Source organism: Citrobacter sp. On2M, assembly GCF_018035235.1.
Lineage (GTDB): Bacteria > Pseudomonadota > Gammaproteobacteria > Enterobacterales > Enterobacteriaceae > Citrobacter > Citrobacter meridianamericanus.
Genome location: NZ_WPCV01000005.1, coordinates 321,433 through 346,324, shown reverse-complemented (window position 1 = coordinate 346,324; position 24,892 = coordinate 321,433). Strand labels below are relative to the sequence as shown.

Annotated in this window: 22 protein-coding genes; 18 read left to right on the top strand and 4 right to left on the bottom strand. The window is 53.1% G+C overall.

Annotated features, from left to right (window positions below):
- Positions 1-193: 193 nt before the first annotated feature.
- The 6 genes from pgaA (at position 194) to On2M_RS19555 (ending at position 7,118) form a co-directional block, all read left to right on the top strand.
- Complete coding sequence (pgaA, locus tag On2M_RS19580) at positions 194-2,656, top strand: poly-beta-1,6 N-acetyl-D-glucosamine export porin PgaA (RefSeq protein ID WP_210905340.1); 2,463 nt, start codon at positions 194-196, stop codon at positions 2,654-2,656.
- Positions 2,657-2,665: 9 nt separating this feature from the next.
- On the top strand, positions 2,666-4,687 hold the full coding sequence (pgaB, locus tag On2M_RS19575; RefSeq protein WP_210905339.1) for a poly-beta-1,6-N-acetyl-D-glucosamine N-deacetylase PgaB: 2,022 nt from the start codon (positions 2,666-2,668) through the stop codon (positions 4,685-4,687).
- Positions 4,684-6,018, top strand: coding sequence for a poly-beta-1,6-N-acetyl-D-glucosamine synthase (gene pgaC, locus On2M_RS19570; RefSeq protein WP_151218307.1), 1,335 nt, complete (start codon positions 4,684-4,686; stop codon positions 6,016-6,018). Before pgaB ends, pgaC begins: the two co-directional genes overlap by 4 nt.
- Positions 6,015-6,521, top strand: coding sequence for a poly-beta-1,6-N-acetyl-D-glucosamine biosynthesis protein PgaD (pgaD, locus tag On2M_RS19565; protein ID WP_151224294.1), 507 nt, complete (start codon positions 6,015-6,017; stop codon positions 6,519-6,521). Before pgaC ends, pgaD begins: the two co-directional genes overlap by 4 nt.
- An 82-nt stretch (positions 6,522-6,603) precedes the next feature.
- The gene (gene yjdI, locus On2M_RS19560; protein WP_151218306.1) at positions 6,604-6,834 is read left to right on the top strand and encodes a 4Fe-4S mono-cluster protein YjdI; all 231 of its coding nucleotides are present in this window, start codon (positions 6,604-6,606) and stop codon (positions 6,832-6,834) included.
- Between the two features lie 11 nt (positions 6,835-6,845).
- Positions 6,846-7,118: a GNAT family N-acetyltransferase gene (locus On2M_RS19555; protein WP_210905338.1), complete on the top strand. Its 273-nt coding sequence runs from the start codon at positions 6,846-6,848 to the stop codon at positions 7,116-7,118.
- A gap of 40 nt (positions 7,119-7,158) precedes the next feature.
- Here the strand turns inward: On2M_RS19555 and On2M_RS19550 are convergent, their stop codons facing one another.
- Complete coding sequence (locus On2M_RS19550; RefSeq protein ID WP_151218305.1) at positions 7,159-8,088, bottom strand: LysR substrate-binding domain-containing protein; 930 nt, start codon at positions 8,086-8,088, stop codon at positions 7,159-7,161.
- Positions 8,089-8,479: 391 nt separating this feature from the next.
- On the opposite strand from On2M_RS19550, the gene On2M_RS19545 reads away from it, so the two are divergent.
- The 7 genes from On2M_RS19545 to On2M_RS19515 all read left to right on the top strand — a co-directional run bounded on the left by On2M_RS19545 (position 8,480) and on the right by On2M_RS19515 (position 16,983).
- The gene (locus On2M_RS19545; RefSeq protein WP_151218304.1) at positions 8,480-9,085 is read left to right on the top strand and encodes an ankyrin repeat domain-containing protein; all 606 of its coding nucleotides are present in this window, start codon (positions 8,480-8,482) and stop codon (positions 9,083-9,085) included.
- Between the two features lie 84 nt (positions 9,086-9,169).
- On the top strand, positions 9,170-10,000 hold the full coding sequence (locus On2M_RS19540; RefSeq protein WP_210905337.1) for a DUF2877 domain-containing protein: 831 nt from the start codon (positions 9,170-9,172) through the stop codon (positions 9,998-10,000).
- A complete protein-coding gene (gene fdrA / locus On2M_RS19535; RefSeq protein ID WP_151224291.1) occupies positions 9,978-11,525 on the top strand; it encodes an acyl-CoA synthetase FdrA in 1,548 nt (515 codons plus the stop codon). Before On2M_RS19540 ends, fdrA begins: the two co-directional genes overlap by 23 nt.
- Entirely contained in the window at positions 11,525-12,940 is a 1,416-nt protein-coding gene (locus tag On2M_RS19530; RefSeq protein ID WP_151218301.1) for a DUF1116 domain-containing protein, read from the top strand. Before fdrA ends, On2M_RS19530 begins: the two co-directional genes overlap by 1 nt.
- Positions 12,941-13,060: 120 nt before the next feature.
- Positions 13,061-14,611 (top strand): xanthine permease, encoded by a 1,551-nt coding sequence (locus tag On2M_RS19525; RefSeq protein ID WP_187253158.1) that lies wholly within the window; start codon positions 13,061-13,063, stop codon positions 14,609-14,611.
- Positions 14,612-14,637: 26 nt separating this feature from the next.
- Complete coding sequence (locus On2M_RS19520) at positions 14,638-15,588, top strand: carbamate kinase family protein (RefSeq protein ID WP_151218300.1); 951 nt, start codon at positions 14,638-14,640, stop codon at positions 15,586-15,588.
- Between the two features lie 12 nt (positions 15,589-15,600).
- Complete coding sequence (locus On2M_RS19515) at positions 15,601-16,983, top strand: amidohydrolase family protein (RefSeq protein WP_151218299.1); 1,383 nt, start codon at positions 15,601-15,603, stop codon at positions 16,981-16,983.
- A 45-nt stretch (positions 16,984-17,028) separates the two neighbouring features.
- On the opposite strand, the gene On2M_RS19510 is transcribed toward On2M_RS19515, so the two are convergent.
- Positions 17,029-17,916 (bottom strand): nickel/cobalt efflux protein RcnA, encoded by an 888-nt coding sequence (locus tag On2M_RS19510; RefSeq protein WP_151218298.1) that lies wholly within the window; start codon positions 17,914-17,916, stop codon positions 17,029-17,031.
- Between the two features lie 120 nt (positions 17,917-18,036).
- Here On2M_RS19510 and rcnR point away from each other — a divergent pair, with 120 nt between their 5' ends.
- Positions 18,037-18,309, top strand: a complete 273-nt coding sequence (gene rcnR, locus On2M_RS19505) for a Ni(II)/Co(II)-binding transcriptional repressor RcnR (RefSeq protein WP_003825567.1) — start codon at positions 18,037-18,039, stop codon at positions 18,307-18,309.
- A 54-nt stretch (positions 18,310-18,363) separates the two neighbouring features.
- On the opposite strand, the gene On2M_RS19500 is transcribed toward rcnR, so the two are convergent.
- Positions 18,364-19,593 carry an amino acid permease gene (locus tag On2M_RS19500; protein WP_210905336.1) on the bottom strand — a complete coding sequence of 410 codons (1,230 nt, stop codon included), beginning with the start codon at positions 19,591-19,593 and terminating at the stop codon, positions 18,364-18,366.
- 142 nt (positions 19,594-19,735) lie between these two features.
- The gene (locus On2M_RS19495) at positions 19,736-20,191 is read right to left on the bottom strand and encodes a multidrug/biocide efflux PACE transporter (protein ID WP_040232158.1); all 456 of its coding nucleotides are present in this window, start codon (positions 20,189-20,191) and stop codon (positions 19,736-19,738) included.
- A gap of 101 nt (positions 20,192-20,292) precedes the next feature.
- Here On2M_RS19495 and On2M_RS19490 point away from each other — a divergent pair, with 101 nt between their 5' ends.
- From On2M_RS19490 to kduD, 4 genes are all read left to right on the top strand, one after another.
- Positions 20,293-21,177, top strand: coding sequence for a LysR family transcriptional regulator (locus On2M_RS19490; RefSeq protein WP_210905335.1), 885 nt, complete (start codon positions 20,293-20,295; stop codon positions 21,175-21,177).
- Positions 21,178-21,279: 102 nt separating this feature from the next.
- The gene (locus On2M_RS19485; RefSeq protein WP_151224288.1) at positions 21,280-22,458 is read left to right on the top strand and encodes an acetyl-CoA C-acetyltransferase; all 1,179 of its coding nucleotides are present in this window, start codon (positions 21,280-21,282) and stop codon (positions 22,456-22,458) included.
- Positions 22,459-22,926: 468 nt separating this feature from the next.
- Positions 22,927-23,763 (top strand): 5-dehydro-4-deoxy-D-glucuronate isomerase, encoded by an 837-nt coding sequence (gene kduI / locus On2M_RS19480; protein WP_151218295.1) that lies wholly within the window; start codon positions 22,927-22,929, stop codon positions 23,761-23,763.
- 58 nt (positions 23,764-23,821) lie between these two features.
- A complete protein-coding gene (gene kduD / locus On2M_RS19475) occupies positions 23,822-24,583 on the top strand; it encodes a 2-dehydro-3-deoxy-D-gluconate 5-dehydrogenase KduD (RefSeq protein ID WP_003033923.1) in 762 nt (253 codons plus the stop codon).
- Positions 24,584-24,892: the final 309 nt, after the last annotated feature.

The window sequence follows — 24,892 nt, the reverse complement described above, 5'->3', positions numbered from 1 at the left end:
CTGGGTTTATACCTCCTTTCCAAGGATTAGAGGATGGGGTGTGGATAGTCAATAAGACGAAAGAATTAATTGCTTCATAACCCTATTACGAAATAAGCGGCAGTGCATCTTACATGGTCGACAACTGTCAGTGAATGACCGTAACTTATTGAAAACGCTTATTTTTACTATGATGTAAGATATAAGGGCAGATATGTTAAGTATGCGTCGACATGCCAATTTTATTAAACGTTTAAAGTCTGTTAGCTGTTTATTTACGGCAAGCGTACTTTTCCCGATGCAAATCTCCGCAGCGGTATCTGATTATGACGCTTTGGTTATTAAAGCTCGGGGAGGTAATAGTGCACCGTTATTGCATTATCTTGAGGATCAGGGAAAGAAAAGCGCGCTAACGCCAAATCAGGTTGCCGACTGGCTGCAGGTTTCCGGTTGGGTTGATAACAACGATAAAACCACCATTGAAATCTGGCTGCAGTATCGTGGGCAGATGGATGTGCCTGCCCGAGGGAAAGTTGCTGCCGCGCGCGCGTATCGTAATCTGAAGAACTGGAATGATTCGTTAGCGGTGTGGAATAGCGTTTTACAGGAAGAGCCTGACAACGTTGATGTACGTACCGGCTGGATAATGACGTTAGCGGATGCTCGCTACAATCAGCAAGCGCTTACTGAAGCGAACAAATGGGCGCAGGCGCATCCGGGGGCTGATTCCGACGCGCTACTTGCCTATGTATATCACTCTCAGGGGAAAAATTGGGACGCGCTGTTGGTTGCCAGCCAGGCGGATGACGTTGAGCCGGGCAACAAAAATGCGCAATCTACGCTGCTGTCTGCGCTGTCAGCAAACCGCGTTTCCGGACCCGCTTTAAATATGGCGGAAGTCGTACCCACGGCGGATCCTGTAAAGCGTCGCCTTGAGCTCGATGCGGCCGCCGAAATGGTGCGTTCTTCCTATACCTCCGCACGTAATGAAGAAGAACGATTCATCGTGGCGGACAAAGCGCTGGCCCGTTATGACCAGTTGCTGACGGCCTGGAAGGATGAACCGTCCGCACAGAATGATGTTCGTCGGGCGAGAATTGACCGCATGGGCGCCCTTCTGGTACGTAAACGAACTTCTGAAGTGATTAAGGAATACGAATCACTGTCTGCGAGCGGCGAAGTGCCAAACTATGCTAAACGCTGGGTAGCATCGGCATGGTTAAGTGAACGCCAGCCGGAAAAAACCGAAGCGATGCTGATGAGCATCTACTACCCCAATGGACCGATTCCTGTGACGCCGCTCGGTCCTGAGGATCAGCAGGATCTGTTCTACGCCCATATTGATAACGAAAACTTTGATGCTGCTAAAAAACAGGTCGAAAACTTAATCAAAGAGAGTCCGTACCTGCGACGCATCTATGGTTCGCCAACGCCGCAGCCGAACGATAACTGGCTGCTCGGGCAGTCGCTGCTGACGCAATACCATATCGCTGCTAATGAACTACCAGAGGCAGAAAAGCTCTCAGAGCATCTGGCGCGAACCGGCTCTGGTAACCAGGGGCTGCGCATATCCTATGCCTCTGTTCTTGAAGCACGTGGCTTGCCGCATGCGGCAGAGAAAGAGCTGAAGCTAGCGGAAGTGATCGAGCCAAGCAACCTTGAGCTGGAGCGTCAACAGGCTTACGTGGCATTGGATCTCCAGGAGTGGAAGCAGGCCGATGAACTAACGGATGACGTTATCGCCCGTAGCCCGGATGATGAAGCGACTCTGCGCCTCGCGCGTATTCGTGATGTTCACAAAATGTCGGAAGTGCGCATTAGCGGCACGCAGGGGATTTCGTCCGATAGCCCAGTCAGCGGTAAGAATGATTTCAACATCAATACGGCTATTTACAGCCCGCCAATTAACGACAACTGGCGACTGTTTACCGGATTCAACTTTGCTACCGGTGAATTTGAAGAAGGGAAGGGAATCAGCCGCGATCTGGCGGCTGGCGCAGAATGGACTTCCCGTGATTACTGGGCGGAAATGGAAGTGTCTGGCCGAAATTTTGGCGATGGTCAGAAGATTGGTGGCCGTCTTTCCGGCTGGCATGACTTCAATGACAACTGGCGCGTAGGCGGTTCGGCCGAGCGCTTATCGCGTAATACGCCACTGCGTGCGCTGCGTAGCGGCGTGTATGCCAACGGCGGAGATATGTTTGTCCGCTGGTATCAAAACGAACGACGTGAATATCAACTGTCGTTTGCCGCCTCACATTTCTCGGACGGTAACGATCGTATCGAATACGGACTCAGCGGAAAAGAGCGCATCTGGACGACGCCGCGCTTCACGCTGGACTTTACTCCGGGCATCGGCGGGAGCACCAACACCAAAGAAAATGTGCCGTATTACAACCCGAAGAGTGATTTTTCCGTGGTACCCGGTCTGAGCGCTGAGCAGGTTCTTTACCGCCACTATGACACAGTGTGGACGCAGCAAGGCCTGGCTGGCGTGGGCGGCTATTGGCAGCAAGGCCAGGACGCAGGCGCTATTGTTCAGGTGGGATACGGACAACGACTCAAATGGAACAACGTCGTAGATGGCGGGGTGATGCTGATTTGGGATAAACGCCCCTACGACGGTAAACGTGAGCGGAATATCTCCCTCGCTTTCGATTTAAATGTCAGGTTTTAAGGATTGTTCATGCTGAAAAGATGCCTGTGGCTTAGCGCATTAATCGCTGGCTGGTTGATGATTACCGCGTGCAGTAGTGCGCACAATACAACGCCTCGTTATGTTCCTCCCGCAGAGAGAACGCCGCTGACGGCTGATCATCCGTGGCCAAAAAATAGCTTCCTGGTACTGGGTTATCACGATGTTGAAGATGGCGCAGCGGATCAGCGCTATCTTTCTGTGCGCACCAGCGCATTGAGCGACCAAATGGCCTGGCTGCGTGATAATGGCTATAACCCGATCAGCGTGCAGCAAATCCTGGACGCCCATGACGGTAAAATCGTACTGCCGGAAAAGGCTGTACTGCTCACCTTTGATGACGGATACAGCAGTTTTTATACCCGAGTCTGGCCGCTGCTGAAAGCCTACAACTGGCCTGCACTCTGGGCGCCGGTAGGCAGTTGGGTCGATGCGCCAGCCAATAAAAAAGTCGATTTTGGCGGCTTAATGACCGCGCGCGATAAATTCGCCACCTGGAAGATGGTCGAAGAGATGGGCAAATCGCCGCTGGTAGAAATTGGTGCGCATACCTGGGCGTCGCATTTCGGTGGTGATGCCAACCCGCAGGGGAGTAAAGAACCGGCGGTGGCGAATCGTCTTTACGATAAGAAAACAGGAACTTACGAAACGGATGAGCAGTATACGCGGCGCATTAATACCGATATTTCACTGATCACCAATAAGATTAAATCGGTGACAGGGAAATCGCCGCGCGCGTGGGTGTGGCCTTATGGTGCGGCCAGTGGCACAACCTTAAATCTGACCAAAGAACATGGCTACAAGATGGCCTTCACGCTCAACGAAGGGTTGGCGAATGCCGCGTTTCTTGATGACATCCCGCGCGTGCTGATCTCTGATAATCCCTCTCTAAAGCGCTTTGCAAGTCAGGTCGCTCAGGTGCGTGAACCGCAGACGATGCGTGTGATGCATGTGGATCTGGATTACGTGTATGACAAAGACCCGACCCAGCAGAAGCGCAACATCGATAAGCTGATCCAGCGCGTTTATGACATGCGCATTTCTCACGTTTTCCTGCAGGCGTATGCCGACCCTAAAGGTGACGGGAATATTCGCGAGCTTTATTTCCCTAACCGCTGGCTGCCGATGCGCGCCGACCTGTTTAACTATATTTCCTGGCAATTACAAACGCGGGCAGGGGTGACGGTATATGCCTGGATGCCGGTTCTGGCTTTCGATCTCGACGCTTCTATTCCACGTGTAACCGCATGGGATCCGAAAACGGGACGTACTGCTATCAATCGCGAGAACTATGTCCGCCTTTCACCCTGGAGCGGCGAAGCGCGTCAGCGCATCACTGAAATCTATGAAGACCTGGCGAAACACGCAAGCTTCAAAGGAATCTTGTTCCACGATGATGCTTTCCTGACGGACTTTGAAGACGCGTCACCGGAGGCGTTAGCCGCCTACCGCGCCGCAGGGCTTCCGGGAAGTATTGAGCAAATCCGTAGCAACCCTCAGACCTTTGAGCGCTGGACGCGCCTGAAAAGTAAGATGCTGATCGACTTCACCAAACAACTGACCCAGTCGGTGCGTAATATTCGCGGTCCGCAGGTGCAAACTGCGCGCAATATTTACGCGATGCCGGTACTGGAGCCGGAGAGTGAGGCCTGGTTTGCGCAGAACCTGAATGATTTCCTCAATACCTATGACTGGACGGCACCCATGGCGATGCCATATATGGAGCAAATCCCGGCCAATGATGCCAACGCCTGGCTCGACAGATTAGTGAATGCCGTTGCACAAACGCCCGGCGCGCTGGACAAAACCGTGTTTGAACTGCAGGCACGAGACTGGCGTAAATCCGGGGACGAGGCAGAAATCAGCGGAAAACAGATCGCCGAATGGATGCGCCAGCTGAAATTAAGCGGTGCAGGTAACTACGGCTATTACCCGGATGATTTCATCAGCGACAAACCTGAGATGTCAGAGATTCGCTCGACGTTCTCCTCATACTGGTACCCGCAAAAATGACCGATCGCATAATTGCTTTCCTGATACTTTGCCTGATGTTCAGCCTGCCGTTTGGCGTGGCTGTCATTTTTACAGGTGAAATGATGTTGAACTTCGTCTTCTTCTGGCCCTTGTTCATGTCTGCACTGTGGATAAGCGGCGGAGCCTATTTCTGGTTTTACCGTGAGCGTCACTGGAAATGGGGAGATAATACACCGCCACCGACCCTGGAAGGGAATCCGCTGGTTTCCATTCTAATCCCCTGTTTTAACGAAGGGATCAATGCGCGTGAAACCATTGGTGCTGCGATGGCGCAGCGATATAAAAATATTGAAGTGATTGCCATCAACGATGGTTCGACGGACGATACATACGAGGTTCTGGAACAGCTGGCCGTGGAATATCCAAGCCTGCGCGTGATTCATCTGGCTGAAAACCAGGGTAAAGCGCTGGCGTTGAAGACCGGTGCGGCAGCGGCGCGCAGTGATTACCTGGTTTGTATTGACGGTGATGCATTACTGGATCGCGATGCCGTCGCCTATATTGTGGCTCCGCTAATCCAGTTCCCGCGCGTCGGTGCGGTGACCGGGAATCCACGTATTCGTACCCGCTCCACGTTAATTGGCCGTGTGCAGGTCGGTGAGTTCTCTTCCATTATCGGCTTGATTAAACGTACGCAGCGAGTCTATGGGCAGATCTTTACCGTTTCCGGCGTGGTGGCGGCGTTTCGTCGCCGCGCGCTGGCGGAGGTCGGTTACTGGAGCCCGGACATGATCACCGAAGATATCGACATCAGTTGGAAGCTGCAATTGCGCCACTGGTCGATATTCTTTGAGCCACGCGCACTGTGCTGGATCCTGATGCCTGAAACGTTAAAAGGACTATGGAAGCAGCGTCTGCGTTGGGCGCAAGGCGGCGCGGAGGTATTTATCGTGAACATGCGCCGCCTGTGGTCGTGGGAGTTTCGTCGCATGTGGCCGTTGTTTTTCGAGTTCTGTTTTTCTACCGCGTGGTCGTTCGCTTACGCGATCAGTATCGTGCTGTTCCTGCTAGGGTTGATGATCCCGATGCCGGACTCACTGTACGTGCAGCATCTGTTCCCGCCAGCCTTTACCGGACTTATCCTTGGCGTGGTCTGCTTAATACAGTTTGCGGTAAGTCTGATCATCGAACGACGCTATGAAAAAGGCATTGGCGCCTCGTTGTTCTGGATTATCTGGTTCCCGGTGGTGTACTGGATGCTAAGTCTTTTCACCACGCTGGTGGCGTTTCCGAAAGTGATGCTCAAACGCAAACGCGGCAGGGCGCGCTGGGTGAGTCCTGACCGTGGCATTGGGAGGATCGAGTCATGAATCAGCCACTGATCTTTACCGAACAGCGTTTTCTGCCAAGGGCGATCGACGTGCTGTTGACGCTGGTTGCCTGGATTGGGTTTATTTACCTGATTTATAAAGGGCTGATCACGGCGCTGACGCACTCGCCCTATATGGGCGTACGACCCTTTTTCACCACGCTGGATACGGTGACGTTTTATATCCTTGTTGCTCTGGTGAATGGCCTGGTGCTGATTGGCTGGGCGAAGTACAACCAGTTTCGCTTCCGGGTGGAACGCCGCAGCCGTAGACCAGGACTGGAAGACCATGAACTGGCGGAAAGTTTACGCATTACCCGTGAGCTGGTGACAGAACTGAACAAGGCGAGAGTGCTGACGGTTCACCATTATGAAAGTGGTGAGATCAGTCATATCGATGTGGACAGGGATATCGCCGATAACCGTCTGCCGCCGCCGACGCCTGCGATGCTGGAGTATTTGCCGCCAGAGCGGGAGCCGTCGTTGCAGAAAAGATCTGAGTGATATTTCTGCTTTCAGCGACCTCCTTCAGCCTCGCATCGGTCTATGATTAGACCCAGACAATAAAAAAATGTGAGGCAATGTCGTGGATAAAGAACTACTGAGTGCCGGTTATCGGGCCTATACCGGCGAGAAGATTGACGTCTACTTCAATACGACGATATGTCAGCATTCGGGAAACTGCGTGCGGGGAAGCGCAAAGCTTTTTAACCTGAAGCGTAAACCGTGGATCATCCCGGATGAAGTGGATGTCGCGACGGTGATTAAGGTCATTGATACCTGCCCGAGCGGTGCGCTGAAATATCGCCAGAAATAAGTGAGGGAACCATGGAGATTCTTGCAGGCCACAATAAGTTTTATGTGAATGATGCTGAGGGCAATCAGATCGCCGAGATTGTCTTTGTGCCGACAGGTGAGCATTTGAGCATCATTGAGCATACCGATGTCGATCCCAGCCTTAAAGGTCAGGGGGTCGGCAAACTGCTGGTGGCGAAAGTGGTGGAGAAAATGCGCGCTGAAAACCGCAAAGTGATTCCGCTGTGCCCGTTTGCCAAACATGAGTTTGATAAGACCCGCGAGTACGACGATATTCGCGCTTGATTATCACACGAGCGCCGGAACGCATCCCCCATCCGGCGCATCACTCCCGATGTAGCAAATCCTGATAAATTCCCGTCAGCACTCCGCTTGGGCCAAATTCCTTTTTAATCCACTGAGTCACTCGACCGGTTGCCGAATGCTGGGTCGCCAGCAGCATCCGTGAGTCCTGACGCGGGTTGTGGATCTGCCGCGTGACCAGCAACGACTTTTCCATCGCCTCGCGCACCATATAGTCCGGCAGAAAACCGATACCCTCACCCAGAATCTGGCACTGGCATTTGGTATTAAAATCGGGAACCAGGATCGACTCCTGTCCGTGTAACAGCCAGCCGACCTTTTTGTTAATGGTGTGCGCGGTGTCTTCCACCATGATGTTCGGGTACAGGCGCAGCTGGCTCTCAGAGATGGGTTCAGGCATAAAGGCCAGCGGATGATCCGGTGCGATCGCAAACGACCAACGGATTGCGCCGATCTCGGTGTAATCAATCCCTCCGCCGTCCAGTAACGTATCGGGCGCACCGATGGCGATGTTGGCGAGGTTGTTGATGATCGAATCCCAGACGCCGTTATACACCTCGGTGGTGACGGTTATCTGGCAGGTTGGAAACTGTTTCTTAAGTACCTGCAGCAGCCGTGCGGTATGCTGCGGGGTGTAGAGCAACTGGTTAATGCAGATGCGCACCCGAGCCTCGATGCCCTGGGCGATGGTATCAATGCTGCGCTTGATGGCGTGGAAATCGTTCAGCAGATCTGTCGCCTTACGGAACAAGTAGCGCCCGGACTCGGTCAGCTCAATGCTGCGAGTACTGCGGGTAAACAGTACCACGTCCAGCCCTGTCTCCATTCGCTTGATGGTGTAGCTAATGGCGGAGGTGGTTAAACCCAGCTCCTCAGCGGCCTTGCTGAAACTGCTGTAGCGCGCCGCCATGGTGAACGCCAGCAGGTTCTCCTCGGTAAAAATTGAATTCATCCTCTCTCCTCCCAGGCCTCAAGGCTACCGCCCCCATACGATGATTGTTGAATGTATTTGTAATCCTTATACAGAGCAATCAGTTTTGAACAGAATTTAACACCAGTTTTACATTTGATTTGAAGGCAATCACACTTCTGTCCTTTAGTTGTAGGCCGCTATCTGCGCAGCATGCCGCTTTTTAACCTGGATGACTGATTAGCGCGTAAAAGAACGTCAGCCATAAGGGAAAGATTGCACTACAGCACGTTTTACTCTCATTATTAAATTATGTTCAACAATCGCCTCGCTAACGATGAATGAAATTTAAGCGGATATTATTCTTATCACTCTGTTGCTATTCTCAGCTTATCGAAATTTTAAAAGCCTTAAAAACTGCAGGAGAGGGACTATGTCAGAGAAAGAACTCATTACTGAATTTTTGCTGGCGGCAGAGCAGGGCAATGCACAGGGATTAAAATCCTGTCTGGCAAAAAATGTGGATATTAATGCCACTAACCGCCAGGGGCGTACCGCCATAATTATCGCCAGTCTGAATAAACATTACGACTGTGTTTCTTTATTGATTGCCGCAGGTGCTGATATTAATAAACAAGATCAAACCTGCTTTAATCCATTCTTGATTAGCTGCCTGACGAATGACTTAACGCTACTGCGTTTGGTATTACCGGCTAACCCCGATCTTAATTGCCTGAGCCGTTTTGGCGGTGTGGGTATTACGCCTGCCAGTGAAAAAGGCCATGTGGACATCGTGCGTGAACTGCTGCTGCGGACCGACATCAATGTTAATCACACCAACTTTGTCGGCTGGACGCCGCTGCTGGAAGCCATCGTGCTGAATGATGGTGGTGCGAAGCAGCAGGAGATCGTCAAGCTGCTGCTCGACCATGGTGCGAATCCGCACATGACGGATAAATACGGTAAATCCCCGCTGGAACTGGCGCGGGAGAAAGGTTACCACGAAATTGCCGAGCTGCTGATTGCGGCCGGAGCCTGACCGAGGAGCGCCACTATCGCTACGCCATCACGGCGATGTGTACGAGCGTTAACCGCAGACGGCGCGTTTCTCGCTTTCCGGGGAATGGCACGGGTTGAACAGGTTTTTTCCCGCGCAGTAAACCTGTTAATACCTGAACCGCAGCAACTGCTGACGTTACTGAGTGAAGATTGTGATAACGCGCCTAACAGCTGTCGGCTGGCGCTGACGCATTGTGAAGACCTGTTTCACTCTGGTGAATGGGTCAGTTTTTCCGAGTCGGGGATAGCCGTTGGCAACGATAAATGGATAGAAACCTCCGGTTGTCTGCGGTGGCGCATACCACGGTGGACGCCAGATACAGTAAGCCTCGCTACAGTCTACTGGCAGCGCTGGGAAGGGGTTATCCGCCAACAGCTAACAAGCGACGACACATTATTTCTGTACCAGGGTGATAACCCGTTTTATCAGGAAATCACCCGTCAATTACTCAATCGCCGACAAAGATTACTGACGGCGTTGCATACAGGAGAAAATATCTCTACAGCGGTCAGTTATTTAATTGGTCTGGGGATTGGTCTGACGCCTTCATCTGATGATTATTTAGTGGGCTTAAGCACTATTCTATTTATTCCTGGACATCCGCTGAGGAAATATCGTGAAGATTTTTTAGCGGCCTTACAATGTGCCGGAAATAATACGACGCTACTCAGCAAAATAACGCTGCAGGAAGCTTTTCATCAACGTTTTCGGGAAAGCGTTGGGCGGCTGGTAAAACATATTATTACTGAGCAACACCCCGTTTCTACACAATATATTATTGACATTAAAAATATTGGCTCAAGTTCTGGCTGCGACATGCTGTATGGCATGGCGGATGCCTGTGCCCTGAGCTACAGGTCCGGAGGGAATTATGTCGATCAGGATAGTTGTTAAAAAGAATACGTATTTTGATTCTGTCTCACTGATGTCTATCTCTACACGCGCAAATAAGCTCGATGGCGTTGAGCAGGCGTTCGTAGCTATGGCGACAGAAATGAATAAGGGCGTGCTGAAGAATCTTGGCTTGCTCACGCCTGAGCTGGAAGAGGCGAAAAGTGGCGATCTGATGATTGTCATTAAAGGTGCCAGCGAAGCGGCGAACGACCAGACGCTGGTGGCGATTGAAGAACTGTTTACGCATAAAGAGCAGGGCGGCCAGCACGAAGCGCGCTATGCCACGCTCGCCAGCGCGAAGAAACATGTTCCTGACAGCAACCTGGCGGTGATCTCGGTCAATGGACTGTTTGCTGCGCGTGAAGCGCGTCAGGCGCTGCAAAATAACCTCAACGTGATGCTGTTCTCTGACAACGTCTCTCTTGAGGACGAGCTGGCACTCAAGCAGCTGGCGCATGAAAAAGGGCTGTTGATGATGGGGCCAGACTGCGGAACCGCCATTATTAACGGCGCGGCGTTGTGTTTTGGCAACGCGGTGCGTCGCGGCAACATCGGAATTGTCGGTGCGTCTGGTACCGGAAGTCAGGAACTGAGCGTACGCATTCACGAGTTTGGCGGCGGGATTTCCCAACTGATTGGTACCGGTGGACGCGATCTGAGTGAAAAGATTGGCGGCCTGATGATGCTTGACGCGATTGGCATGCTGGAGGCTGATCCGCAAACGGAGATCATTGCGCTGATCTCCAAACCGCCTGCGCCAGCGGTGGCGCGCAAGGTGCTGGAACGCGCGCGCGCTTGCCATAAGCCCGTTGTGGTGTGTTTCCTTGGGCGTGAAGCCGCTCCTGCGGATGAAAAAGGCCTGCTGTTTGCACGCGGCACCAAAGAAGCGGCGCTGAAAGCGGTGCTGCTGACCGGCGTTAAAAAAGAGAGTTTGGATCTACATCCGCTCAACTGGCCGCTGATTGAAGAGGTCCGCGCCCGTCTGACCCCGCAGCAAAAGTATATTCGCGGCTTGTTCTGCGGTGGCACGCTGTGCGATGAGGCGATGTTTGCCGCCATGGAAAAACACGCGGAAGTTTACAGCAACATTCATCCGGATCCGGCGTTCCGCCTGCAAGATCTCAACCGCAGCGTCGGGCATACCTTCCTCGATTTCGGTGATGATGATTTCACCAACGGTAAACCGCACCCGATGATCGATCCCACCAACCGCATTAGTCGTCTGTTGCAGGAAGCGCGCGATCCTGAAGTCGGCGTGATCGTGATGGACTTCGTGCTTGGATTTGGAGCGCATGAAGATCCGGTCGGTGTGATGCTCGACGCGATTGTTGAAGCCAAAGCGATCGCTGCCGCAGACGACCGTCCGCTGGAGATCCTCGGCTACGTGTTGGGCACCTCCCTCGATACGCCGTCACTGGAAAAACAGTGCCAGATGCTGACCGATGCAGGCGTCATCTGGGCGAGCAGTAGCACCAACACCGGATTGCTGGCGCGTGAATTTATCTGTAAAGGGGAGGAAGCCTGATGAGCCAGACACTGTTTAACCAGCCGCTGAATGTGATTAATGTCGGCATCGCGATGTTCAGCGATGACCTGAAAAAGCAGAACGTACCCGTGACTCAGCTCGACTGGACGCCGCCGGGACAGGGCAACATGCAGGTAGTGGCCGCCCTGGACGAGATTGCCGATTCGCCGCTGGCAGACAAAATCGCTGCCGCTAACCAGCAGGCGCTGGAACGTATTATCCAGTCGCATCCGGTGCTTATTGGCTATGACCAGGCAATCAATGTCGTGCCGGGGATGACCCGCAACACCATCCTGCACGCCGGACCGCCGATCCGCTGGGAAAAAATGTGCGGCGCAATGAAGGGCGCGGTAACCGGGGCGTTGGTGTTTGAAGGCCTGGCGAAAGATCTGGATGAAGCCGCCGAGCTTGCCGCCTCCGGCGAAATTATCTTCTCTCCATGCCACGAGCATGACTGCGTTGGTTCTATGGCGGGTGTGACGTCGGCGTCGATGTTTATGCACATCGTAGAGAACAAAACCTACGGCAACCGCGCATATACCAATATGAGCGAGCAGATGGCGAAGATCCTGCGCATGGGAGCGAACGATCAGAGCGTTATCGATCGTCTGAACTGGATGCGTGATGTGATGGGACCGATGTTGCGCGATGCCATGAAGCTGGCGGGAGAAATCGATCTGCGCCTGATGTTGGCACAGGCGCTGCACATGGGCGATGAGTGTCATAACCGCAACAACGCCGGGACGGCGCTGCTGATTCAGGCGCTGACACCGTGGATTATTCAGACCGGTTATCCGGTTGAGCAGCAGCGTGAGGTGTTCGAATTCGTCCTTAGCAGCGATTACTTCTCCGGGCCGACCTGGATGGCAATGTGTAAAGCGGCAATGGACGCCGCCCACGGTATTGAATACAGCACCGTGGTGACGACGATGGCGCGTAACGGCGTTGAGTTCGGTCTGCGCGTCAGCGGGTTGCCGGGGCAATGGTTTACCGGTCCGGCGCAACAGGTGATAGGTCCGATGTTTGCGGGCTATAAGCCGGAAGATTCCGGTCGTGATATCGGCGATAGCGCGATTACCGAAACCTACGGCATTGGCGGTTTTGCCATGGCGACGGCACCGGCTATCGTGGCGCTGGTGGGGGGAACGGTCGAAGAGGCGGTCGATTTCTCTCGCCAGATGCGCGAAATCACCCTCGGTGAAAACCCCAACGTCACGATTCCGCTGCTGGGTTTTATGGGGGTACCGACCGCGATAGATATTACACGCGTAGGCAGCACCGGTATTTTGCCGGTGATTAACACCGCAATTGCGCACAAAGACGCAGGGATCGGCATGATCGGCGCCGGAATAGTCCACCCGCCGTTCGCCTGTTTTGAAAAGGCGATCCTCAACTGGCGTGACCGCTACTGCTAATAACAACAATCGGGGCTAACGGCGTTAGCCCCACAGTAGCAAAGCGCAAAACGTTGCTTACCTGCAGGGCTGGGCGATCCCTGAGATCGCAAACGATGCTTAACCTGTGAAGGATATTCCATGAACAGCATAAAACTAGAATGGAAACGTGGTGACTGGGCGGCTTACTTCGGGCTGATGACCAACAACCTGACTAACCTGCTGACAATGATGGGGCTGCTCATTTTTGTCGTCGGGATCCCTACCGAAATTGTGTATGGGCGCATTGCGCCTGCCTTTGGTCTGGCGGTGCTGGTGGCCAGTGTCTGCTATGCCTGGTTTGGCCTGCAGATGGCAAAGCACACAGGGCGTAATGACGTGACGGCACTGCCGTCCGGACCGAGCGCACCGTCAATCTTTACCGTCACCTTCCTGGTACTGATGCCGGTTTATCAGCAAACCAAAGATGCCAACTTCGCGATCCAAATCGCGCTGGTGTGGTGTTTTGTCGAAGCGTTGATCCTGGTGGGCGGCTCCTTCCTGGGCGAGACCATCCGCAAGATGATCCCGCGTACGGTACTGCTTTCTTGTCTGTCCGGCCTGGGATTGCTGCTACTGGCGATGAACCCGATGCTGCAGGCATTTGAAGCGCCGACCGTCTCTTTCATCGTCTTGTTACTGATCTTCATTAACTGGTTCGGTAAGAAGCCGATTTTTGCCCGCATTCCTACCGGCTTACTGCTGCTAATTGCCGGTACGGCCCTGGCGTGGATCTCCGGTTTGCAAAGCCCGGAAGCGATTAAATCCTCGATGTCTTCCTTTGGCTTCAACCCGCCGGAAATTCATGTCGACAGCTTCCTGCAAGGTTTGCCGCACGCGCTGCCGTATCTGGCCTCTGCGGTCCCTTTGGGTCTGGCGAACTACATTTTTGACCTCGAGAACATTGAAAGCGCACATGCGGCAGGTGATGAGTACAACACCCGCAAGGTGATGATGGCGAACGGTTTCGCCTCCATGCTTGGCTGCATGCTGGGCAACCCGTTCCCGGTGACCGTGTATGTTGGGCATGCGGGCTGGAAAGCGATGGGCGCCAGCATCGGCTATACCTTGGCATCTGGTATCACCATGTTCCTGGTGCCGCTGTTTGGCCTGGGCGCGTTTATGCTCGCCATTATTCCGATGACCGCGATCGTGCCGATTCTGGTGTTTATCGGCGTAGTGACCGCCAATCAGGTGGTGCGAGAAACGCCCAAAGTCGAGGTTCCCGTGATCTTCATCTGCCTGTTCCCGTGGATCGCTAACTGGGCGCTAACCATCGTCAACAGCGTGATGGGCGCTGCCGGAACATCTGCGGGGAAACTGGGGAGCGATCTGCTGCACAGCAAAGGTGTCTATTACGACGGACTGGTGCATCTGGGTAGCGGCGCGCCGCTGGCCAGTATGCTGTGGGGCTGCGTCGCTATCTTCGCCATTATGAATAAGCCGTTACGCGGGGCGATTGCCGCAGCCTTTGGGGCGCTGTTATCGCTGTTTGGCGTGATCCACTCCCCGGCGGTTGGCTTTGCTGAAGGCAGCTCGATGATGTTTGTTGTGGCCTACCTGATGATGAGCGGCATGTTTGTCCTCAAGCATGTTCTTGATAGCCGTGAAGCGGTGACTGCGCCTGAGCAGGAACCGTCAAAAACGACCTGAATCGCCTGTAAGCGGAAGATAACACTATGAAAGAACTTGTGGTCGTTGCCATTGGCGGCAACAGCATTATCAAAGATAACGCCAGCCAGTCGATTGAGCACCAGGCTGAGGCGGTAAAGGCAGTGGCGGATACGGTGCTGGAGATGCTGGCATCGGACTACAACATTGTGCTGACACACGGTAACGGGCCGCAGGTAGGGCTGGATCTCCGGCGTGCGGAAATCGCGCACGAACGTGAAGGACTGCCGCTTACCCCACTGGCAAACTGCGTCGCCGATACGCAGGGCGGCATCGGCTATTTGATCCAACAGGCGCTGAACAACCGTCTGGCACGACGCGGCGAGCAAAAGGCGGTCACGGTGGTCACGCAGGTGGAGGTCGACAAAAACGATCCGGGCTTTGCTAACCCGACCAAGCCTATCGGGGCGTTCTTCAATGAAGCGCAGCGTGACGAGCTGCTGCGAGTCAACCCGGGCTGGCATTTTGTGGAGGATTCGGGGCGCGGCTACCGCCGGGTTGTGGCCTCCCCTGAACCAAAACGTATTGTTGAAGCAGAGGCGATCAAAACGCTGACACAGCAAGGCTTTGTGGTGATTGGCGCGGGCGGTGGCGGGATCCCGGTGGTGCGTAGCGATCAGGGGGATTACCAGAGCGTGGACGCAGTGATTGATAAAGATCTCTCCACGGCGCTGCTGGCGCAGGAGATTCGCGCCGACATTCTGGTGATCACCACCGGCGTCGAGCAGGTCTGTATTCATTTTGGCAAACCCAATCAGCAGGCGCTGGATACGGTGGATGTCGCCACGATGACGCGTTATATGCAGGAGGGGCATTTCCCGCCGGGCAGCATGTTACCCAAGATCGTTGCCAGCCTGACGTTCCTGGCGCGTGGCGGTAAGCGGGTGATCATCACCACGCCGGAATGCCTGCCCGCCGCACTGCGCGGTGAAACGGGCACCCATATTGTCCATTCCTGAGAGGAGATGCGAATGAAGGAAAGTAACAGCCGTCGTGAATTTTTAAGTCAGAGCGGAAAAATGGTGACCGCTGCCGCGCTGTTTGGCGCAGTGGCCCCGGTCGCGTATGCTGCTAATCCTGTCGGGAACACCTGCGGGGCGAAGAGCACAATGACGATTAATGATAAGCACTATTACCTTGATAACGTCCTGCTGGAAGTGGGGTTTGATTACGAAAACTCGGTGGTGGTGCATACCCGTACCGCGCTGCAAACTGTTGAAGTCCAGGACGGGAAAATTGTTGCGCTGCGCGAGAATAAGCAGCATCCGGATACGACGCTGCCGCACTACGATGCAGGTGGAAAGCTGATGTTGCCCGCCATGCGCGACATGCACATCCATCTGGATAAAACCTTTTACGGCGGTCCGTGGCGTTCACTGAACCGCCCGGCGGGCACCACCATTCAGGATATGATTCGTCTGGAACAAAAGCTGCTGCCTGAACTCCAGCCTTATACCCAGGAGCGCGCGGAAAAGCTCATCGATCTGCTGCAATCCAAAGGCACCTCGATCGCCCGCAGCCATTGCAATATCGAACCGGTTTCCGGGCTGAAAAACCTGGAAAACCTGCAGGCGGTGCTGGCGCGTCGCCAGTCGGGTTTTGCCTGCGAAATCGTGGCGTTTCCACAACATGGCCTGCTGTTATCAAAATCTGAACCACTGATGCGCGAAGCGATGCAGGCGGGGGCGCATTATGTCGGTGGTCTGGACCCAACCAGCGTGGATGGGGCGATGGAAAAATCACTCGATACCATGTTCCAGATAGCGCTCGATTACAACAAAGGCGTGGATATCCATCTGCATGAAACCAGTCCGGCAGGCGTAGCGGCGGTGAATTACATGGTGGAAACGGTTGAGAAAACCCCGCAACTGAAAGGCAAGCTGACCATCAGCCATGCGTTTGCGCTGTCTACGCTGAACGAACAGCAGGTGGATGAACTCGCAACCCGCATGGCGGCGCAGCAGATTACCATTGCTTCGACGGTGCCGATTGGCACGATGCACATGCCGCTAAAACAGCTGCGCGACAAAGGCGTGGAAGTGATTACCGGGACCGACAGCGTGATTGACCACTGGTCGCCGTACGGCCTGGGGGATATGCTGGAAAAGGCGAATCTGTACGCGCAGCTCTATATTCGCCCGAACGAACTCAATCTGTCGCGGGCGCTGTTCCTTGCAACCGGCGATGTGCTGCCGCTTAACGATAAAGGTGAGCGCGTCTGGCCGAAAGCGCAGGATGAAGCCAGCTTTGTGCTGGTGGATGCCTCCTGCTCAGCGGAAGCGGTCGCGCGAATCTCTCCACGTACCGCGACCTTCCATAAAGGGCAACTGGTGTGGGGGAATGTCGCAAGCTAGTTTGGTTTTCCGCGCAGCGGCAATCGCTGCTGCGCGCTCTTACCGTTAACCGACGATCCCCAGATAGCCGTGAACCCCCATATATACGCCGACCATCGCGATGAGTGCGCTGGAAAAATAGGGCGCTTTACGCGCCAGTGTGTTAAACCCGTTCCAGCGTTTGGCCGCCTGTTGCACGCTGATTGCCGCGGCCACGCCCACCGTTACCAGCGTTATCGCCAGCCCGAGGCTGAAGCACAGCACCATGGTGGCACCCAGCGTGAAGGCTTTGAGCTGGATGCATATCAGCAGCACCGTAATGGCAGCAGGGCACGGGATCAGCCCACCGGTCAGACCGAACAGTAATATTTGGCCGTTGGTGACCTCTTTGCCCGCAAAGCGGCGCTGAATATCGGTGGCATGCGCCCGTTCGTGGGCGTCCTGATACGCTTTCGAACCCTCGCTCAGCCCTGCTAACGCGGCATGGTTATGATCGTGGTCATGATGATGGTGATGATCGTCATCGTGGTCATGATGGTGGTGATGGTCGTCATGATCATGGTGGTGGTGATGCCCGTGATCGTGGTCGTGATGCGTCTGGGCCAGCCAGTTCTGCTCTCCCTGCCAGGTTCGCCAGAACATCCAGAACGCGGTACCAAGAATAATAATTGCCGAGATAAACTGCAGCCAGGGCTCGACGGTCTGGGCAGTAAACGCTTTGCTGATATACATCCCGCCGAGTGCAATCAACCATACCACAGCGGTATGCGACAGCGTTGCCGCCAGTCCCAGCATCACCGCCTGTTTGATGGTTCCCTTAATGGCGATAATAAAGGCCGCCATCATCGTTTTGGAATGCCCCGGTTCAAGGCCGTGTAACACACCCAATAAGATCGCACTGGGAATGAAAAACCAGGCGTTGCCTTGCTGAAGAAGCGTAGAAAATTCACTCATGAGAATGATTCTTAGTTGTTTAATTTCGCCTGATTCTACTCCCCCCCAGTATCAAATACTACCCCCCAGTAGAACGACAATGATATTGTCGCTGTAGTCAGACGTTAAAAAGGTATTGCTATGTCACATACGATCCGCGACAAACAAAAGCTGAAAGCCCGAACCAGTAAGATTCAGGGGCAGGTGGCGGCATTGAAAACCATGTTGGATGAACCGCATGAATGCGCGGCAGTATTGCAGCAGATAGCGGCAATTCGCGGGGCGGTAAACGGATTAATGCGCGAAGTGATTAAGGGGCATCTGACCGAGCACATTGTTCATCAGGGCGATGAAATTAAGCGTGAAGAAGATTTAGATGTAGTTCTGAAGGTACTGGATTCGTACATCAAATAAATCAGTTTAACGGCTCATCCACTTACCGAGGAATGAACCGTTAAACAACACGTTCTAGCCAAAAAACATCACAGATACACACAGCAGACCGACAATCAACGTGACCAGGTTACCCACTGAACGGTACGGTTTCAGCGCCGGGATTAGATAGGTAGATAATGTCGGCATGATAAACAGAATCATGGCGATCAGCGGTCCACTTATCGCGTAAATCATTGAAATAGCATTAGGGTTAATGCAGCAGATGATAAACGTAATGGCCGAAACCAACATAATGGACAGGGCGCGGTTAAAAGCCCGGCTTTTCTTCACTCCCACCTGATGCAACGACGTTTTTACCACTTCCGTTGCCCCTTCAATCACGCCAAAGTAGGTGCCGAGGAACGATTTTGACATCGCCACAACGGCGACAACGATCCCGGAAATCGACAGCCAGGCCGGCGCGTTTGGCATCATCGAAAGCGCTGACAGAATGGTCACGCCTTCATTTTTTGCATCCTCGATATAGTTTGTCGGAATCGAAAGCAAACAGCTGAAAACGAAAAACAGTACGCTCAGGCAGATGATGACGTAGGCTACCTTCATGATTTTTTTGCATTTACCCATGGCCTGCTCGCCGTATTTCTCACGACGGTCGATGGCGAACGTAGAGATAATTGGCGTATGGCTAAAAGCGAAAACCATCACGGGAATAGATATCCAAACCTGATGAAGCGTGTGCCGATCGAAAGACATCTGGCCGGTGAGTAGCGTTGGCTGCCAGCTTCCGGTCAGGTAGAGCGAAAGGAATAAAAAGTATGCGATGAGCGGAAACACCAAAAAGCCCATCACCCGGATGGTAGCTTGTCGACCCATCAGAAAAATTAAATTCAGCACCAGTACCACGCCCAAACTGACCAGCATACGCACGCGAAGATCTATCTCGAAATGTTTTGCCAGCTGTTCGGTGAGTGAATTGGTTATCGCCACGGCGTAGATCAGTACCACCACAAAGAAGGCAATAAAATAGAGGGTGGTGATCAGACTGCCGATCTTCTTACCGTAGTAATGGGTGACTGCGCCAGTGATCCCTTCACCTGCAGAGGTTTTTGACGACAGGATAAACTGGCACAGCGCCTTATGCGGCCAGTAGGTTAAAGGCCAGGCGACGAGTGCGGTGATAAACAACACCACCGCGCCTGCAGAACCCAGCTGTATGGGAAGGAAGAGGGTTCCTGCGCCAACGGCAGTCCCATATAGTGCGAAGCTCCAAAGAGTCTCTTCTTTTGACCAAAATTTCGACATTATTTGAACGTATCAACTATAAAATAAACAAAAAGAAGCGCAATTTACCACAAATGGCAGGGGCTGGGGGAGGTGTGAACAAGCTGGAGGGGGATTGGATGAATAGCCGGAACCAAGAAGATTCCGACTATTGTTTGAGTTATCAGGCAGTAACGCGCTGCTGGCGGCGCTTCATAACGCGCTCGCGTAACGTGTCATATGCCCAGTTATAAAACATGGTGTATGGCAGGAAGAACAGGAAGAAACCTATTTCCAGCGTGAATGCCTGAAGCAGGCTGACGTTCAGCACATACGCCACGATGCTCACCCCGATCACAATAAAACCACTCTCAAAACCTAAGGCGTGGAATGCCCGTACTTTCGCCGTACGTTTCACCAGATGTGACGGCCATAAGCGGTCAAACAGAGCGTTATAAATGATATTCCAGATCATCGCCGTGGTAGCGAGAATAATGGTCAGTCCGCCCATTTCCAGCACCGAGCGCTGCATCAACCATGCGGTGGTTGGTGCGAGGATCGCGGTGGCAATGCCTTCAAAGCAGACGGCATGAAAAATGCGCTCCATTAACGAGCGACGTTGGACTGTATCGTGTTGCATAACCTAAAACCTTCTTTGATGCCTGGATAACGGAATGGTGGCAATTTTATCGTTTTATGTGATATCTAAAAGATAGTATCCATCGATAAAGTAGATAGTTCATGCGTTACTCTCCTGAAGCGTTAACGGCATTTGTAGAGACCGTTTCCTGCGGCTCATTTTCTGCTGCGGCCCGTCGGCTACGCAAAAGCCAGTCCACCATCAGTACAGCCGTTGCGCATCTGGAAGCCGACCTTGGTTTTGCGCTGTTTGACCGTTCATCCCGGCAGCCAAAGCTGACCGAAGAAGGTAAGCGGGTGCTGGGCTATGTGCAGGCAATTTTGACGGCCAGTGAGCGCCTTGATGAGGCGGCGATCTCATTGTCGGGTGAAACGGAAGCGCGCCTGACCTTCGTGTTGTCAGACACGCTGCACCCGGATGTGCTGGAAGAACTGATGGTGCAGTTTGACCGCAAGTTTCCTCATACCGAGTTTGAATGTCTGATTGGCGAAGATGAAGACGTGATCGATCTGCTGCAAAAAGGACGTGCTCAGGTGGGGTTGATCGAAGCGCGGGAGGATTACCCGACCGACATGGGGGTCACTCGTCTGCCGATGCAATCATGGATGGGGTTATATGTTGCGGCTTCGCATCCGCTGGCGGGCCAGGAAAAACTGCAGTGGGAACAGCTCCACACCTGGCGCGAGCTGCGTCTGAATACCTATCTGGAAAGCGGTACCAACGTGGCGCGCGGCCCCGTATGGTCTGCTCCCAACTATTTGTTGCTGCTGAGTATGGCGGTTCAGGGATTCGGCTGGTGCGCGCTGCCTTGCGCGCTGGTAGAAGAATTTGCGGCAGAAAAACCGTTGGTTCAATTGACGCTGCCCGGCTGGCCAAAGGCTATCTCTATCGATCTGTTGTGGAATAAGAAATCCCCGCCTGGCGTGGCGGGAAGTTGGTTGCGCGACCATTTACAGCAGAGTGGCGTTCAGATGACTAATAAATGATACGAATTTCCTTTGTGATAAAAATCACCGTTTTTAAACAACCTTGATAACTATTTTTAACAATCATCTACTATTGCGAGGTTATTTTGCGCTGAGGTGGTGATGAAAGAGGTTGTGATAGTCGGGGCGTTAAGGACACCGATTGGCTGCTTCCAGGGGACGCTGGCGCGCCACTCTGCCGTTGAATTAGGCAGCATGGTGGTCAGGGCGTTACTGGAACGCACGGGCGTGGACGTTCACGCTGTGGATGAAGTGATCCTCGGTCAGGTGCTTACCGCAGGCGCCGGGCAGAACCCGGCGCGTCAGTCAGCCATCAATGGTGGGTTGCCCAATACCGTTTCCGCTATCACCATAAACGATGTCTGCGGTTCGGGTCTGAAAGCGCTGCATCTGGCGACTCAGGCTATCCAGTGCGGCGAGGCCGACATTGTGATTGCGGGCGGACAAGAGAATATGAGCCGCGCGCCGCATGTCCTGACTGATAGTCGCACCGGGGCGCAACTGGGTAACAGTCAACTGGTCGACAGTCTGGTGCATGACGGGCTGTGGGATGCCTTCAACGATTACCATATGGGCGTTACCGCAGAAAATCTGGCGCGGGAATATGGCATCAGCCGTGAACTACAGGATGCCTACGCGCTGCATTCGCAACACAAGGCGCGGATGGCAATTGACGCCGGACGCTTCAAAGATGAAATCGTGCCAGTGGTGACGCAGCGTAACGGGCAATCGTTGGTAGTGGATACCGATGAACAACCGCGCACCGATGCCAGCGCTGAAGGGCTGGCGCGCCTGGATCCTACCTTCGACAGACTCGGTTCGGTCACAGCGGGTAACGCGTCATCTATCAATGATGGCGCTGCCGCGGTGATGATGATGAGCGAAGCCAAGGCGCAGGAGCTGAATTTACCCATACTGGCGCGCATTCGCGCCTTTGCCAGTGTCGGGGTCGATCCTGCGCTCATGGGGATTGCTCCGGTCTACGCGACGCGGCGCTGCCTTGAGCGCGTTGGCTGGCAACTGGCTGATGTTGACCTTATTGAAGCTAACGAAGCCTTCGCCGCGCAGGCGTTATCCGTTGGAAAAATGCTGGAGTGGGATGAACGGCGAGTGAATGTGAACGGCGGAGCTATTGCGCTCGGTCACCCGATTGGCGCATCAGGCTGCCGGATTCTGGTGTCACTGGTTCATGAAATGGTGAAACGTCGGGCGCACAAAGGCCTGGCAACGCTGTGTATCGGCGGCGGCCAGGGTGTGGCACTTGCTATCGAACGAGATTAACGATCTTAGATTTACCGTCTTAAACGCCTTTCTAAGTGTTTCGCTGCACCTGTAAAAAAGCCCTCCAGCAGGAGGGCAAGGCCAGTTACAGAAACATACACTCTAAACACATTCAACTTATCAAAACGTTGTTTCATTTCATGTGATTAACTGCGCACTTTGTTAGAAAAGTTGTCTTTTCGACCGATGATTTCGGCTGAATTTTCCATTTTTATCCCCACTCTTAATGAATGACTCAACTTATCTTATTGTTATTTATCATTTTATTTAAAACGGCTTCGCTATTTATTCGCGCTGGCGTGATCGCACTTACACTTTTGACAATAAGACGCAGAAAAAGTGAAACAACGTTTTACTTATCATTGAAAACCCATTCCGGGAGGGATATCATGAATGCATAAGATAAAACGGAACAGCGTTTTGTTATTCGTTTAAGCATTCACGGTCAATTTATCACTGGAGGTAAATGTGGACGTAAGACAAAGCATCCATAGTGCGCATGCGAAAACCCTGGACACTCAGGGGCTGCGTAATGAGTTTTTGGTCGAAAAAGTGTTTGTCGCAGATGAATACACCATGGTCTACAGCCACATTGACCGCATCATTGTTGGCGGCATTATGCCTGTGGCCAAAACCGTCTCAGTGGGTGGTGAAGTTGGCAAACAGCTGGGCGTAACTTACTTCCTTGAGCGTCGTGAGCTGGGTGTGATCAACATTGGTGGCCCGGGCACGATTACCGTTGACGGTCAGTGCTATGAAATTGGCCATCGTGACGCGCTGTACGTCGGGAAAGGGGCAAAAGAAGTGGTTTTTGCAAGCATCGATGCGGCGAAGCCGGCAAAGTTTTATTACAACTGCGCGCCGGCCCACACGACTTATCCAACCAAAAAAGTCACGCCAGCAGACGTTGCGCCAGTGACGCTGGGCGATAACCTCACCAGTAACCGTCGTACTATCAATAAATACTTTGTGCCAGATGTGCTGGAAACCTGCCAGTTGAGCATGGGCCTGACCGAACTGGCGCCGGGTAACCTGTGGAACACCATGCCGTGTCATACCCATGAACGTCGTATGGAAGTCTATTTCTATTTCAATATGGAAGAAGATACCTGCGTCTTCCACATGATGGGACAGCCTCAGGAAACGCGTCATATTGTGATGCATAACGAGCAGGCGGTGATTTCTCCGAGCTGGTCAATTCACTCCGGTGTTGGCACAAAAGCGTATACGTTCATTTGGGGCATGGTCGGCGAAAACCAGGTCTTTGATGATATGGACCATGTTGCAGTCAAAGATCTGCGCTAGTAGCGGGCGACAGCCTTGCCTGCCTGTGGCGGGCATTATAAAAAATTAAGGATTTACAATGATTTTGAATGCATTCTCTCTTGAAGGTAAAGTCGCTGTTGTGACTGGTTGTGACACCGGTCTGGGTCAGGGTATGGCGCTTGGCCTGGCTGAAGCGGGCTGCGATATCGTGGGTATCAACATTGTTGAACCGACGGAAACCATCGAACGTGTGACCGCACTGGGCCGTCGTTTTTTAAGTCTGACCGCTGACCTGCGTCAAATTGATGGCATTCCGGCGCTGCTGGAGCGCGCGGTGGCGGAATTTGGTCATATCGATATTCTGGTCAACAACGCGGGGCTTATCCGTCGTGACGATGCGATCGACTTCAGCGAAAAAGACTGGGATGACGTGATGAACCTGAACATTAAGAGCGTGTTCTTTATGTCTCAGGCCGCGGCGAAGCACTTTATCGCGCAGGGTAATGGCGGCAAAATTATCAACATCGCCTCTATGCTTTCCTTCCAGGGGGGCATCCGTGTACCGTCTTACACCGCGTCTAAAAGCGGCGTTATGGGTGTCACCCGTCTGATGGCGAACGAGTGGGCAAAACATAACATCAACGTTAACGCAATTGCGCCGGGTTACATGGCGACGAACAACACTCAACAGCTGCGTGCTGATGAACAGCGTAGCGCAGAAATCCTCGATCGTATCCCGGCGGGTCGTTGGGGGCTGCCGAGCGACCTGATGGGGCCTGTCGTGTTCCTGGCATCCAGCGCCTCTGACTACATCAACGGTTATACCGTAGCGGTAGACGGCGGCTGGCTGGCGCGTTAATCAGCTTTCTTGTACCGACAAACCCTGCCATCTGGCAGGGTTTTTTTATATTCGGATCATTAAAATCCATATTGTGGTTATAAATTATTCCATATTACTTTCCCTGTATATGGTTCCTTTATTTTTAATATACATTAATATCAATCAATTAAATTTAATTGAGTGATTATCGATAAATTTTAAAATTGGAATATCCATCACATAACGATGTGGTGCAGCAATTTTATCCATGTTTTTGCCGTTTCCCGCCTGACGCTTCCTGTAAGGGATCCCTTACTTTCAATGCCATGGTTACTCTGTATCTGGCAG

Bases quoted from the DNA above. Each gene is read 5' to 3' on its own strand.
- fdrA (WP_151224291.1), top strand. From the start codon at position 9,978: ATGTCGATCAGGATAGTTGTTAAAAAGAATACGTATTTTGATTCTGTC.
- On2M_RS19545 (WP_151218304.1), top strand. From the start codon at position 8,480: ATGTCAGAGAAAGAACTCATTACTGAATTTTTGCTGGCGGCAGAGCAG.
- On2M_RS19525 (WP_187253158.1), top strand. From the start codon at position 13,061: ATGAACAGCATAAAACTAGAATGGAAACGTGGTGACTGGGCGGCTTAC.
- rcnR (WP_003825567.1), top strand. From the start codon at position 18,037: ATGTCACATACGATCCGCGACAAACAAAAGCTGAAAGCCCGAACCAGT.
- On2M_RS19495 (WP_040232158.1), bottom strand. From the start codon at position 20,191: ATGCAACACGATACAGTCCAACGTCGCTCGTTAATGGAGCGCATTTTT.
- On2M_RS19515 (WP_151218299.1), top strand. From the start codon at position 15,601: ATGAAGGAAAGTAACAGCCGTCGTGAATTTTTAAGTCAGAGCGGAAAA.
- On2M_RS19500 (WP_210905336.1), bottom strand. From the start codon at position 19,593: ATGTCGAAATTTTGGTCAAAAGAAGAGACTCTTTGGAGCTTCGCACTA.
- pgaD (WP_151224294.1), top strand. From the start codon at position 6,015: ATGAATCAGCCACTGATCTTTACCGAACAGCGTTTTCTGCCAAGGGCG.
- On2M_RS19510 (WP_151218298.1), bottom strand. From the start codon at position 17,916: ATGAGTGAATTTTCTACGCTTCTTCAGCAAGGCAACGCCTGGTTTTTC.
- On2M_RS19530 (WP_151218301.1), top strand. From the start codon at position 11,525: ATGAGCCAGACACTGTTTAACCAGCCGCTGAATGTGATTAATGTCGGC.
- On2M_RS19555 (WP_210905338.1), top strand. From the start codon at position 6,846: ATGGAGATTCTTGCAGGCCACAATAAGTTTTATGTGAATGATGCTGAG.
- pgaA (WP_210905340.1), top strand. From the start codon at position 194: ATGTTAAGTATGCGTCGACATGCCAATTTTATTAAACGTTTAAAGTCT.
- kduD (WP_003033923.1), top strand. From the start codon at position 23,822: ATGATTTTGAATGCATTCTCTCTTGAAGGTAAAGTCGCTGTTGTGACT.
- pgaC (WP_151218307.1), top strand. From the start codon at position 4,684: ATGACCGATCGCATAATTGCTTTCCTGATACTTTGCCTGATGTTCAGC.
- pgaB (WP_210905339.1), top strand. From the start codon at position 2,666: ATGCTGAAAAGATGCCTGTGGCTTAGCGCATTAATCGCTGGCTGGTTG.
- On2M_RS19550 (WP_151218305.1), bottom strand. From the start codon at position 8,088: ATGAATTCAATTTTTACCGAGGAGAACCTGCTGGCGTTCACCATGGCG.
- On2M_RS19485 (WP_151224288.1), top strand. From the start codon at position 21,280: ATGAAAGAGGTTGTGATAGTCGGGGCGTTAAGGACACCGATTGGCTGC.
- On2M_RS19540 (WP_210905337.1), top strand. From the start codon at position 9,170: ATGGCACGGGTTGAACAGGTTTTTTCCCGCGCAGTAAACCTGTTAATA.
- On2M_RS19490 (WP_210905335.1), top strand. From the start codon at position 20,293: ATGCGTTACTCTCCTGAAGCGTTAACGGCATTTGTAGAGACCGTTTCC.
- On2M_RS19520 (WP_151218300.1), top strand. From the start codon at position 14,638: ATGAAAGAACTTGTGGTCGTTGCCATTGGCGGCAACAGCATTATCAAA.